Consider the following 12,222-nt stretch of genomic DNA (forward strand, 5'->3'; position numbering starts at 1 on the left):
CCGTTGCCCATCGACAGGAGCGAAGCAATGACTGACAGCAAGGGAAACCCGGTGAAGGTCATTGCGCTTGCGCTCCTGCTGATGTCCGGCAGCGCGCTGGCGGTGCAACCCATCACCACGCTGCCGTTGACGGTGGACGCCGATCAACGCTGGCACCTGCCGGCAGGGGAGTACCGTGGCTCGTTCAGCGTCGATCAACCGATGCAGATTGTCTGCGAGCCCGGCGCGGTATTTCAGGGCGAGGGGCAGGGCAACGGCTTGATCATCAGTGCGCCGGATGTCGGCATCGAGGGCTGCACCTTTCTGGACTGGGGGCACGACCTCACCGCCATGAATGCGGCGGTGTTTATCCAGCCCAAGGCCCATGGTGCGGTGATTAAAGGCAATCGCCTGCAGGGTAAGGGCTTCGGTATCTGGGTCGACGGTACGCAGGACGTGAGCCTGATCGACAACCGCATCCAGGGTGATCCGGCGATGCGCTCGCAAGATCGCGGAAACGGCATTCATCTGTATGCCGTGCATGGCGCCAGGGTCATTGGCAATCAGGTGCGTGACACCCGCGACGGCATCTACATCGACACCTCCAACGGCAACCTGCTGCAGGGCAATACCCTGGAAGACCTGCGCTACGGCGTGCATTACATGTTCGCCAACGATAACCAACTGATCGGCAACACCACCCGCCGCACCCGTACCGGCTACGCCTTGATGCAAAGCCGCAAGCTCACGGTGATCGGCAATCGCTCCGAACAGGATCAGAACTACGGGATCCTGATGAACTACATCACCTATTCAACCTTGCGTGACAACTTCGTCACTGACGTGCGCGACGGCTCGACCGGCGACAGCATGATCAGCGGTGCCGAGGGCAAGGCGCTGTTCATCTACAACTCGCTGTTCAACAGCATCGAACACAACCACTTCGAGCACAGCGCCGTGGGTATTCATCTCACCGCCGGCTCGGAAGATAACCGCATCGCCGACAACGCTTTTGTCGGCAACCAGCGGCAGGTCAAGTACGTCGCCACCCGCTTGCAGGAATGGTCGGTGGATGGCCGCGGCAATTACTGGAGCGATTACTTGGGCTGGGACCGCAACAACGATGGCCTCGGCGATATCGCCTACGAACCCAATGACAACGTCGACCGCCTGCTGTGGCTGTACCCGCAGGTGCGCCTGTTGATGAACAGCCCCGGCATCGAGTTACTGCGCTGGGTGCAACGGGCCTTTCCGGTGATGAAATCGCCGGGGGTGCTGGACAGCCACCCGCTGATGAAGTCATCCACTCCAACCCTGACCCAGGAGCCCACCTCATGAACGTCATCGACATAGAAGGCGTGAGCCAGCGCTATGGGCATGCCACCGTGTTGCATCAGCTCAACCTCAGCCTGGCGGAAGGTGAAGTGCTGGGCTTGTTCGGGCACAACGGCGCGGGCAAGACGACCAGCATGAAACTGGTGCTTGGCCTGCTCCAGCCCAGCGAAGGGCAGGTCAGGGTGTTCGGCCGTTTGCCCAGTGATCCCCATGTGCGGCGCCTGCTCGGTTATCTGCCGGAAAACGTCACGTTTTATCCGCAATTGAGCGGTGTTGAGACTTTGCGTCATTTCGCGCGACTCAAAGGCGCCACGTCCGCTCAGGTCGACGTACTGCTGGAGGAAGTCGGCCTGGCCGGTGCGGCGCATCGGCGGGTCAAGACCTACTCCAAAGGCATGCGCCAACGCCTGGGATTGGCGCAAGCGCTGCTCGGCGAACCGCGTTTGTTGCTGCTCGACGAACCGACGGTCGGCCTCGATCCCATTGCGACCCAGGATCTTTATCGGTTGTTGGATCGTCTGCGCAGCCAGGGCACCAGCATCATTCTCTGTTCTCACGTATTGCCGGGCGTCGAGGCGCATATCAACCGCGCGGCGATTCTGACCCAGGGCCGCCTGCTGGCCCTCGGCAGTCTGCGCAGTTTGCGCGAGGAGGCCGGGTTGCCGACGCTGATTCGCGCCAACGGCCTCAAGCACGCCGGGCCCTTGCAGCAACGCTGGAACAACGCCGGGCACGTCACCGAGCGCTGGGGCGTCGAAGGGCTGGAAGTGGCCGCACTCAATGGCAGCAAGCTCGGGCTGTTGCGCCAACTGCTCAATGAAGACGAGCCGGCCGACGTGGAAATCCATCAGCCGTCGCTGGAAGATATTTACCGCTACTACATGAGCCGGGCCGGTGCGGCGCCGATTGGGGAGGCCGTATGAACGCTGTCTGGAACATGGCCCGCAAGGAATTCAGTGACGGTTTGCGCAATCGCTGGTTGTTGGCGATCAGTGTGTTGTTCGCGGTGCTGGCCATCGGCATCGCCTGGCTGGGCGCCGCAGCCTCCGGCCAATTGGGTTTCACCTCGGTGCCGGCCACCATCGCCAGCCTCGCCAGTCTGGCGACGTTTTTGATGCCGTTGATTGCGTTGCTGTTGGCCTATGACGCCATCGTCGGCGAGGACGAGAGCGGCACGTTGCTGCTGTTGCTGACGTACCCGTTGGGTCGCGGGCAGATTCTGCTGGGCAAGTTTGTCGGCCACGGGTTGATCCTGGCGCTGGCGACACTGATCGGTTTCGGCTGCGCCATGCTGGCCATCGCGGTGCTGGTGGACGATGTCGAACTGAGCCTGCTGCTCTGGGCGTTTGGCCGGTTCATAGCGTCGTCGACGTTGCTGGGCTGGGGGTTTCTGGGGCTGGCCTATGTGCTGAGCAGCGTGTCGGCCGAGAAGTCCACGGCGGCCGGGTTGGCGTTGGGTGTCTGGTTCTTCTTTGTACTGGTGTTCGACCTTGCGCTGCTGGCGCTGTTGGTGCTCAGCGAAGGGCAGTTCAACCCCAAAGTCCTGCCCTGGTTGCTGCTGCTCAACCCCGCTGACATCTACCGTCTGATCAACCTCTCCGGTTTTGAGCCTGGCGCCAGTGCCGCGGGTGTGCTGACGCTGGGCAGCGATTTGCCGATGCCGGGCTCGATGCTCTGGCTGTGCCTGTCGCTGTGGGTGGCGGTGCCATTGGGCTCGGCCTGGCTGTTGTTTCGTCGCCGGGCGACATGAATTTTCACTTTGATAGTTTTGGAGTAGTTGAGGATGAACACCTTTTACCTGACGACGATGCGCGCGGTGGCGGGCCTGATGATGTGCCTGTTGCTGACGGCTTGTGACAATCCGGCCCAAGCCACCTACAGCAACGCTGCCGCAGCCTTTCATCCCAGTGATGAATGCCATGTCTGCGGGATGATCATCAACGGATTCCCCGGGCCAAAGGGCGAAGTGGTCGAGCGGGCCGGGGTCATGAAGTTCTGTTCCACGGCGGAAATGATCGGTTGGTGGTTGCAGCCGGAAAATCATCATGGCGATGCAAAACTGTATGTCCATGACATGGGCCGTAGCCCGTGGAATGCGCCGGATGACGCTCACCTGATCGATGCCAAGGATGCGTTCTACGTGGTCGGCACCCAACTCAAAGGCGCCATGGGCGTGGTGCTGGCGTCCTTCTCCAGTCGCGAGGCTGCTGAAAAACTTGCCGCTGAACAGGGCGGTCGCTTGCTGCGGTTTAGCGAGATCACTCCGGCGCTGTTGCAGCAACACTAACGACGTCGAAAAAATCTGATCGCCGTCAAGTCGTTTTTTCTTCTCCTGTTCAAAGATAGGGCTCGCTATGTCCCCAGTGCTTGGCATCCGTGATGCCCAGGAGTAGATGATGAAAACCGAGTTTCAGGATCGTTTGGCGGTGGTCACGGGTGCCAGCTCCGGGATTGGCCTGGCACTGTGCGCCGCGCTGTTGCCGCGCGGGGTCAAGGTGCTGGCGATGTCACGGACCCTGGGTGAATTGCCGGCCTTGCAGCAGATCTACGGCGAGCGATTGCAGTGGTTTGCCGGGGATGTCACGAATCAGCAGGACCTGCGCGAGTTGGCCGAGCGTGCTGCGGCGATGGGTCCCGTGGACTATCTGGTGCCCAATGCGGGGATTGCTGAAATGGCTGACAGCCTGGATATGGCGGCTTTCGAGCGTCAGTGGGCGGTTAATGGTGCCGGGGCGTTGAATACGCTGGCGGCGTTGCGGGGTGAGTTGGCGAGTCCGGCTTCGGTGGTGTTTGTCGGGAGTTTTCTGACGGGTTCGAGCTTTCCGGGGTTGGCTGCGTGCATTGCCAGCAAGGCGGCGCTGGCGGCTCAGGCGCGGACGTTGGCGGTGGAGTTTGCGAGTTTTGATGTGCGCATTAATCTGGTCTCGCCGGGACCGACCGCGACGTCGATGTGGGACAACCTGGGGTTGAGCGAGGGGGAGCTTGGCGATGTTGCCGACACGCTGGGGAAACGTCTGTTGCCGGGTCATTTTCTTGATGCGGCGGCGGTGGCTAATGTGATTGTTTTTCAGTTGTCGCAGGGGGCTCGGGGTGTTTATGGTCAGGATTGGAAGGTTGATAACGGTTACACCTTGGGCTGAAGTCCGTTCGGGGTACATATCCGTTGCTGCGGTAACGGCTTCTTTGGGTTCCGCCCTTACGGCGGGTCACTTGGAAAAGCGCCAAGTAACCAAACGCTCTTGCCCCTGACGTACGGTGCCTCGCCTAGGCTCGGCATGCCCTCGCTCCGGTCCTGCTCCGTGGGCCCGCCGCCATCGGCCATCCATGGCCGGGGGCGGCTACCGCGGCATCCTTGCCGCGGTGCCCACTGCGCAGAACCTGCGCTCGGCCTTCCGACGGGGCAGGTCAAGATCAAAATCAAAGCCAGATCAAAAGCCACAGCGAGGCGGCCTGATAGCCGACCTGATGTCTGTCATGGTCATCGGCGGTGGACACCTATGTCATGCCCGCCAAAAATCCAACTGTGGGAGCGAGCCTGCTCGCGAAGGCGGACTTACATTCAACATTGATGTCGACTGACAGGGCCTCATCGCGAGCAGGCTCGCTCCCACAGGGGAATGCGTACGCTTGAAGAGACAGGCCGGCCGGTAGGCCGCCTCGCAGTGTTTTTGCGGTAGTCGCCCCCTGGAGAGGCCGAGTGGAGGTTCTGCGCAGTGGGCAACCCGGCATGGATGGCGGCGGGCCTACGGAGCAGGACCGGAGCGAGGGCACCCTGAGCCTAGGCGAAGGGCCGAACGAAAGGGGCAAGAACCTTTTGGTTACTTTGGGGTTCTTTTCCAAAGTGACCCGCCGTAAGGGCGGAACCCTAAGCCGCCTTTACCAAAGAAACGGATATATCCCCAAGGCCTAGTGCGAAGTCCCCTCAGCAAACTCAATCTTGTTCCCCACGTTGTACTTACCCGAAGGCTTGTTCATCGGAATACGTTTGATCTCCTTGAGGGTGTTGCTGTCGTAAACAATCAGCGCACCGTCGGTCGCCCAAATGCTCAGCAGCAGATAACGACCATCCCGGGTGAATTCAACATGAGCGGCAGTTTTACCGGGCATCGGGCGCAAGGTGTGGGCAATCTCCAGCGTCTGTTTGTCGATCAGGTGGATCGCATCGTTGTCCGGCCCGAAGAACACATCGGTCCAGGCATACCGCGAGTTGACGTGACTGCGCATGAAAAACCCGGGCCCCAGGGTCGGAATTTCCTTGATCAGTTTCCAGGTCTTGAAGTCGATAACCGAGATCAGCCCCTTGCTGATATTCGGCGTGGCGAATACCCACTCGCCGTTGCGTTTCCAATAGGTCCCCGAGCCCAAATGCGGCATGCCCGGCAGCGGGATGTCGGTGACCACCTTGCCGCTGTCGAGGTCGATCACTTGACCGCCCTGGGCTTTGCGCGACGTGGCCAGCAACTGTTTGTAGTCCGGTGAAAAGGAGAAGTCGTCGAGAACATCCCCGGCAGGGATCCGCCGTGGTTCGAAATCCGGTGTGCCAGCCCAGGACAGTTCCCAGACTTCCTTCACGTCCTTGAGCGCCACAATGAAACTGTCGCGCGGCGGGGCGGAGTAGACCGCGCTGACCCGTGACGCGGTACCGTCCTGACCGATCGTGGGAATGGTTTTGACCAGCGACAGATCGCGGGCATCGAGCACCACCACGTTGCCGGGCAAATAGTTGCCCACCAGCACCCAGCGTCCATCCTTGCTCACCGCCAGGTTACGGGTGTTGAGACCGGCGCGGACCTCGGCGATCAGCTTCAGATTGTGCAAGTCATACAGGCTGATCCAGCCGTCACGGGAGGCGAAGTAGACGAAGCGTCCATCCGGCGAGAACTTCGGCCCGCCATGCACGGCGAAGTGCGAAGCAAACCGCGCCAGCACCTCAAAGCGGTCACCGTCGAGGATGTCGATGTGATGGTCGCCGGCTTCCACCACCACGAACAGGTTCAGCGGGTCGGCGCCATGCTGGGGCGTGGTGGGCAGCTTGCTGAGGTCCGCGAGCATCGTGTGACTGCGGAGAATGTCGTCATTGCTCCAGGTGGGCGGGGTGGCGGGCGGTTGCTGAAGGTAGTCCACCAACGCGTCGATCTGTGCGGGGCTGAACACGTTGGCATAGCCGGCCATTTGGCTCGCGGGGCGGCCGTTCTGGATCACGCTGCGGATTTCATCGGGTTTGATCCGGCTGAGACTCTCCGGCAACAACGCCGGCCCCGCACCGCCGAGACGGTTGGCCCCATGGCAGCTCTGGCAGTGTTGCTGGTAGTTTTTCTCGGCTTGTTCAAGTGCCGGATTCGTAGCGCCGGCATGGGCCGCACCGACCCATAACAAGGGGGCAAGGATCAGACGCCTCATATCGCCACCTTGGCATGGCGTTGCAGCGCTTGGGCCGGGTAAAGTCGTGCCGGGTATTCCAGTTGTTCTGCTGCAAACAGATCGACCACGGTGCCGATCACCGTCAGCGTCGGAATGCCCGGTGGACAATCCAGCGCCAGGGTTGGCAATTGGTGCAGCTTGCCACGGGCGACATGCTGGTCGGGGCGCGTGCCGTTACTGATCAGCGCCGCCGGTGTATCGGCCGACATCCCGGCTTCGATCAAGCGTTGAGCGATGATCCCGAGGTTCGACAAGCCCATGTAAAACACCAAGGTCTGGCTACTGTCGGCAAGGCTGCTCCAGGGCAGCGACAACTCGCCGTCGCGTTGCAAATGGCCGGTGATGAACCGGCAGGAATTGACCAGGTCGCGGTGGGTTAACGGTATGCCCGCGTAGGCGCTGCAGCCGGACGCGGCGGTGATGCCCGGGACCACCTGGCAGTCAACACCGCGTTGCAGCAGGTACTCCAGCTCTTCGGCGCCGCGACCAAAAATGAACGGGTCGCCGCCCTTGAGCCGGACCACGCGCTGCCCTTGATCGGCGAGGTCGGCGAGCAGTTCATTGATTTGTTCCTGGGGCAGGCTGTGGCAGCCGCTGGCCTTGCCCACGTAATGACGGGCGCAGGTCAGAGGGATCAAGCTCAGCAGTTCGGGGCTGATCAGCCGGTCGTACACCACGGCGTCGGCCTGCATCAACAGGCTCCAGGCGCGCAGGGTCAGCAGGCGTGGATCGCCGGGGCCGGCGCCGACCAGGGCAACTTCGCCCGGCCGGAACGGGGACTCAAGTGTGGCCGGTATAGCAATCGATGGAGGCATGGGACGTCCTTGGTGCTTCATCAGGTTGACCGGCCCCAGCCTTTGTCAGGTGGTTGGCCGGACGGGCTATTCAGTGAGTGATGCAAGGGATGTTTACTGACGGCGCAATTCCGATTTCGTCATCGCTGAGGTGGCAGCCGGGGTCCTGGCCCCACAAATCGCCCTCGGCCCAGGCGCGGGTTCGGGTGTTGCCGTTGCAGATGGGCAACCAGCGGCATTGTGCGCAACGACCACCGACGGCACGGGGATGGTCACGCAGGCGCATCAGCAGGGCATCGGGCTGATCCAGCCACAACGTGCGGAACGGCGTGCGCCTGACATTACCCACCGAGTGCTGCCACCAATAGGTGTCCGGGTGCACTTCGCCGGTGTTGTCGATGTTGGCAATGCCGCTGCCCGAGGCGTTGCCGCCCCAGGCTCGGAGCATGAGTTCCAGGCGTGGGTAATGCTCGGGCAGACGAAGGCCTGCCCATTGCAGCAGGAGAATGGCGTCGGCATCGTTGTTGCCGCTGACAAAGTCGCTGTCGCGACCCTGTTGGATGTCTGCCCAGGCCCGCTCAAAAATCAAGGTCATCGCCTCGCGGCTCATCTGCTGGTGCGCATCGAGTTTGCGACTGCGTTTACCGCGACCGCTGTAGTTGAGGTGCGACAGATAAAACTTCTGCACGTCGTACTCGCGCATCAGCGCCAGTAACTGGGGCAGCTGCGTATGGTTCTGCTGGGTCAGGGTGGTGCGCAGCCCGACGCGAATGCCTTGTTCGCGACAGAGCCGGATCGCCTGCATCGAGCGGGCGAAACTGCCCTTGAGTTGGCGGAAGGCGTCGTGGGTGGCTTCCAGGCCATCGATGCTGATCCCGACGTAGTCGAAATTCGCCGCGCTGATCTTCGCGATGTTCTGCTCATCGATCAGCGTGCCGTTGGTGGACAAGGCCACAAAGATACCCTTGGTCCGGGCGTAGGCGCTGAGCACAAACAGATCCTCGCGCAACAACGGTTCGCCACCGGAAAGAATCAACACCTTGACGCCGGCATCGTGCAGATCGTCGATCACGGTCAGCGCGGCGGCCGTGTCCAGCTCGTCGCGAAAGACACTGTCGGCCGAGGTGGCGTAGCAATGTTTGCAGGTCAGGTTGCAGCGCCTGAGCAGGTTCCAGATCACCACCGGCGCCCGATTGCTGCCCGGTGGACGGGTTCTGGGCGCAGGTGCCTGGCCGGCCAGCGCACGCAGGTATTGGCTGATCCTCAACATGCAACTCTCCTTGAGTCGGGAACGTGTTCAGCGCGAAGCGGGCGGCAGGCGCAAGCCGGTTTTTTTCAGGATGCGGCTGCTCACCAGCATTTCGTCGGCCCCACAGGCGTCGCCCAGCAAGTAGCGCAGGTGTTCGCGGTAGTTGTTGATTTCATCGCTGCTGCGGCCATGCACCATGGCGAACAAGTTGTAGCGCCAGTCGGGTCGGCGTGGACGGCGATAGCAGTGGCTGACGAAGGGTTGCGCGCCGATCAGCGCGCCGAGGCGCGGCATGTCGGTGTCGCGCACATCCCAGACCGTCATGCCGTTGTGGCGATAACCCAGTCGGTAGTGATTGGGCACGGCGGCGATCCGCCGAATCGCACCTTCGGCTTGCAAGCGCTTGAGCAGATCCAGGGTGGCTTCGATGTTCAGCCCCAGTTGTTCGGCGAGCCACGCCCACGGGTCGTCCAGCAGCGGAAGACCGGCCTGGGTCAACACGATCAGACGCTGGACGAGGGTGTCTTCAGGCCGGGAAATACAGACCGACATGGTAGGTCTCCTCTTTGGGCAGGTTGAGCAGCGGCAATCCGGTGAGGGTTTCGATGTGGTGCAGGGTTTCGGTCAGGTCATGTTCAGTTGCGCAGGCGAGCACGAACCACGTGTTCCAGGCGTGCTCGCGTCGATAGTTGTGCGCCACTTCAGGCAGGTCATGCAGTTGCTCGGCGACGTCTTCAAAACGTTCTTCCGGGACCGCGAGTGCGGCGAGGGTGAAGGCGCCACCCAGCCGTTCAATGTCGAACATCGGGCCGAAGCGGGTGAGCACGCCGTCATCGAGCAGGGTGTGCAATCGGCCGAGTAGTTCAGTGCTGCTGGTCTCCAGTTCGGCCGCCAATACCCGCCAAGGGTGGCGCACCAGCGGCAGGCCCAATTGCAAGCGGTTGATCAGGCGACGGTCGAGGTCATCCATGGCTCGGTGCTCCTGTGCGCGAGGGCGCAAAGCGTCCGCCGCACTGCTTGAAGACCTGGGTGCTGAACAGTAATTGATGGGGCAAGTCGCTGAGCAGATGGTCTTCGAGCAACGCCTGGATCTGCGCCTCCACCTGCTCCCGTTGACGCCCGTGCACCATGCAAAACAGGTTGTACCGCCACTGCGGCAAGCGCCGTGGCCGCTGATAGCAGAGGTTAATGCCGGGCGCTCGCCCCAGGCGCTGGCCGACTTCGTCGATCAGCGCGTCGGGAATATCCAGCACCAGCATGGCGTTGGCGGTAAAGCCCAGCGCGCGATGGTGCAGCACCAGGCCGATACGGCGAAACAGCCCTTGCTCGCTCCACTGACGCATTTGTTCGAGCACCTGGTTTTCGTCGGTGTTTATCCGTTCGGCGAGTTCCTGATAGGGGCGCGCTACCAGCGGCAATCCGCCTTCGAGGTGCCGGCGCAGCGCCAGCGCTTGGTGGGGGCTCAATCCAGATGTCATGCGTTTTCTCCCAGGGCAAAGCCCAGGTCGATGCGGTAGGCGGTCAACATCGGCAGGTCCAGCGGCATGAGGCCGGTGTCGTCCTCCAGCTCTTTGAGCACACGGTCGATGTGTTGGCGATCAGGGCCGGTCAGCACAAACCACAGGTTGTAGAAATGCTCCCGTGCGTAGTTGTGATTGACCTCCGGGTACTGACTGACGCGATCGGCCACCTGTTGCAGGCGTTCGGCGGGCACGGCGAGGGCGGCGAGGGTGCTGGCCCCGGCGCGGCTGTGTTCGAACACCGGGCCGATCCGTGAGAGGGTGCCGGCCTGATCCATTTCTTCCAGGCAGGCCATCACTTGCGATTCGCGGCACCCGAGAATCCGCGCCATCTCCTTGTACGGTGACGGGCACAGCGGCATGCCGTGCTGGAAGCGGTCGATGAGTTGGCGGCTGAGCAGCTCAAGGTTCATTTCAATACCCCATTTTCTGCGCGCGACTGCTGAAGAAGATGCCGCTCGGCGCGGAGGCTGGCAGGGTGCTCAGCAGCTTCAGGCTGTACGGATCCCAGACTTGAACTTGATCGCCGTCGCGTAACGACAGCCACAATTGGTCACCGCGCGCGGTGAATTCCATGTGCAGCACCGCCGGCCCCGGCTTCAGGTCGGCGATCACGGCATGGGTTTCGGTGTCGATGACCTGAACCCGATCGTTGTCCGGGTAGGCGAAATTGACCCACAGTTGCCGACCGTCCGGGCGCGACGTGACGAACACCGGTTGACCAGCGACCGGGATCACCGCGGTCTGCTGCCAGGTGCGTGAATCCATCACCAATACTTGATGCCGACCCACTGCGGGCACGAAGGCCTGGTTGTCGGCAACGGCCCAGCCTTCCAGGTGCGGCATCTTGTAGACCGGGAGTTTCGCCTGGCCGCGTCCGTAGTCGCCGAGTACCCGCTGCACCCCGCGCTCTGGATGCCAGAGATCGAGTTGCGCCATGCCGTCTTCACCGAACAGGCCGGCCATGTAATAGCGCCCATCGGGAGTAATCAGGGCGTCGTAGGGTTGCTCTCCGATGCCGGTGAAACGGCTGATCTGCGGTGTGCTGCCCTGACTGAAATCGGCGGTCCAGATCTCGCCGGTATCGAACAGGCTGAAGACAAAACGTTGCCCCGGCGCGTCGACCAGGCCGACCACCCGGGAGCGCTTAGTGCCATCGGCCAGGGGCGTGGCCGGAATATCGGCCACCTGTTGCAGGGTGTCGGCATCGAACACCTTGACCCCGCCGGGCACGTAGTTCGACACCGCGATCAACTTGCCGTCCTGACTGATGGCGCCGCCAATGCTGTTGCCGCCCTGGATCACACGATGGTTAATACGCCGGGTCAGCAAATCGATTTTGCTCAACCCACCGTCGCGCCCGAATACATAGGCGAAACGCTGGTCACGGGAGAACACCACCGAGGCATGGGACAGGTCGCCGAAACCCTCGAGTCGGGCCAGCGCGGTGCGGGTGTCGCTTTCGATGATTTGCACGCTACCGGTGGCGCGCTCCACGACCACGCCCAAGTCGCCAGTGCCGCGCAACGGTGGTTGAACGCAAGCGGACAACAACAGCCCGGTCGCCGCTGACAGCAGGATTGAACGGATCATGGTGCGGGATATCCCTGGAGAAGAAGATCGACCAGCCAACGGATGTCGTCGGGGCTGAGCAACGGGGCCCAACCGGGCATCGCGGTGCCGGGCCGGCCTTGGGTGACGGTGGCAATCAGGCTGTCCCGTGACTTGCCGGCCAGCGCTGCGCGCGTCAGTTCGGGGCCCAGCCCGCCGGTCAGGTGCAGCCCATGGCAGGCGCCGCAGTCCTGGGTCAGCAGGTGTTCGAGTTGCGCCTGACGCTGGGCGTCCGGCGCTGCAACCGCGGTTGCGCAAATGAGGAGGAGGGCCGCCAGAATCACAGCGTGTCGATAAACCATCATGACGCCCT

14 protein-coding genes are annotated in these 12,222 nt (G+C 62.2%); 5 read left to right on the forward strand and 9 right to left on the reverse strand.

The window, feature by feature from the left end; translation table 11 throughout:
• Window positions 1-27 precede the first annotated feature (27 nt).
• From ACMXYJ_RS15625 to ACMXYJ_RS15645, 5 genes are all read left to right on the forward strand, one after another.
• Window positions 28-1,317: a nitrous oxide reductase family maturation protein NosD gene (locus tag ACMXYJ_RS15625; protein WP_415760552.1), complete on the forward strand. Its 1,290-nt coding sequence runs from the start codon at window positions 28-30 to the stop codon at window positions 1,315-1,317.
• Window positions 1,314-2,237: an ABC transporter ATP-binding protein gene (locus ACMXYJ_RS15630; RefSeq protein ID WP_415760553.1), complete on the forward strand. Its 924-nt coding sequence runs from the start codon at window positions 1,314-1,316 to the stop codon at window positions 2,235-2,237. Before ACMXYJ_RS15625 ends, ACMXYJ_RS15630 begins: the two co-directional genes overlap by 4 nt.
• Entirely contained in the window at window positions 2,234-3,064 is an 831-nt protein-coding gene (locus ACMXYJ_RS15635; protein WP_415760554.1) for an ABC transporter permease, read from the forward strand. The genes ACMXYJ_RS15630 and ACMXYJ_RS15635 overlap by 4 nt, the downstream gene beginning before the upstream one ends.
• Before the next feature lie 33 nt (window positions 3,065-3,097).
• Entirely contained in the window at window positions 3,098-3,601 is a 504-nt protein-coding gene (locus ACMXYJ_RS15640) for a nitrous oxide reductase accessory protein NosL (protein WP_415760555.1), read from the forward strand.
• 109 nt (window positions 3,602-3,710) lie between these two features.
• Complete coding sequence (locus ACMXYJ_RS15645) at window positions 3,711-4,454, forward strand: SDR family NAD(P)-dependent oxidoreductase (RefSeq protein WP_415760556.1); 744 nt, start codon at window positions 3,711-3,713, stop codon at window positions 4,452-4,454.
• Window positions 4,455-5,220: 766 nt separating this feature from the next.
• Here the strand turns inward: ACMXYJ_RS15645 and ACMXYJ_RS15650 are convergent.
• The 9 genes from ACMXYJ_RS15650 to ACMXYJ_RS15690 all read right to left on the reverse strand — a co-directional run bounded on the left by ACMXYJ_RS15650 (window position 5,221) and on the right by ACMXYJ_RS15690 (window position 12,214).
• Window positions 5,221-6,714, reverse strand: coding sequence for a cytochrome D1 domain-containing protein (locus tag ACMXYJ_RS15650; protein ID WP_415760557.1), 1,494 nt, complete (start codon window positions 6,712-6,714; stop codon window positions 5,221-5,223).
• The gene (gene cobA, locus ACMXYJ_RS15655; protein ID WP_046046552.1) at window positions 6,711-7,550 is read right to left on the reverse strand and encodes a uroporphyrinogen-III C-methyltransferase; all 840 of its coding nucleotides are present in this window, start codon (window positions 7,548-7,550) and stop codon (window positions 6,711-6,713) included. Before cobA ends, ACMXYJ_RS15650 begins: the two co-directional genes overlap by 4 nt.
• Window positions 7,551-7,620: 70 nt before the next feature.
• Window positions 7,621-8,799 carry a heme d1 biosynthesis radical SAM protein NirJ gene (nirJ, locus tag ACMXYJ_RS15660; protein ID WP_415760558.1) on the reverse strand — a complete coding sequence of 393 codons (1,179 nt, stop codon included), beginning with the start codon at window positions 8,797-8,799 and terminating at the stop codon, window positions 7,621-7,623.
• Between the two features lie 27 nt (window positions 8,800-8,826).
• Window positions 8,827-9,330 carry a siroheme decarboxylase subunit beta gene (gene ahbB / locus ACMXYJ_RS15665; protein WP_415760559.1) on the reverse strand — a complete coding sequence of 168 codons (504 nt, stop codon included), beginning with the start codon at window positions 9,328-9,330 and terminating at the stop codon, window positions 8,827-8,829.
• Window positions 9,305-9,748, reverse strand: a complete 444-nt coding sequence (locus tag ACMXYJ_RS15670) for an Lrp/AsnC family transcriptional regulator (RefSeq protein ID WP_415760560.1) — start codon at window positions 9,746-9,748, stop codon at window positions 9,305-9,307. The genes ahbB (ACMXYJ_RS15665) and ACMXYJ_RS15670 overlap by 26 nt, the downstream gene beginning before the upstream one ends.
• Window positions 9,741-10,256, reverse strand: a complete 516-nt coding sequence (gene ahbB / locus ACMXYJ_RS15675; RefSeq protein WP_415760561.1) for a siroheme decarboxylase subunit beta — start codon at window positions 10,254-10,256, stop codon at window positions 9,741-9,743. The genes ACMXYJ_RS15670 and ahbB (ACMXYJ_RS15675) overlap by 8 nt, the downstream gene beginning before the upstream one ends.
• Complete coding sequence (locus tag ACMXYJ_RS15680; RefSeq protein ID WP_415760563.1) at window positions 10,253-10,711, reverse strand: Lrp/AsnC family transcriptional regulator; 459 nt, start codon at window positions 10,709-10,711, stop codon at window positions 10,253-10,255. Before ACMXYJ_RS15680 ends, ahbB (ACMXYJ_RS15675) begins: the two co-directional genes overlap by 4 nt.
• Before the next feature lies 1 nt (window position 10,712).
• The gene (locus tag ACMXYJ_RS15685) at window positions 10,713-11,891 is read right to left on the reverse strand and encodes a cytochrome D1 domain-containing protein (protein ID WP_415760564.1); all 1,179 of its coding nucleotides are present in this window, start codon (window positions 11,889-11,891) and stop codon (window positions 10,713-10,715) included.
• Window positions 11,888-12,214, reverse strand: coding sequence for a c-type cytochrome (locus tag ACMXYJ_RS15690; RefSeq protein WP_046046545.1), 327 nt, complete (start codon window positions 12,212-12,214; stop codon window positions 11,888-11,890). Before ACMXYJ_RS15690 ends, ACMXYJ_RS15685 begins: the two co-directional genes overlap by 4 nt.
• Window positions 12,215-12,222: the final 8 nt, after the last annotated feature.

This window comes from Pseudomonas arabinosi, from assembly GCF_047758675.1.
GTDB lineage: Bacteria > Pseudomonadota > Gammaproteobacteria > Pseudomonadales > Pseudomonadaceae > Aquipseudomonas > Aquipseudomonas arabinosi.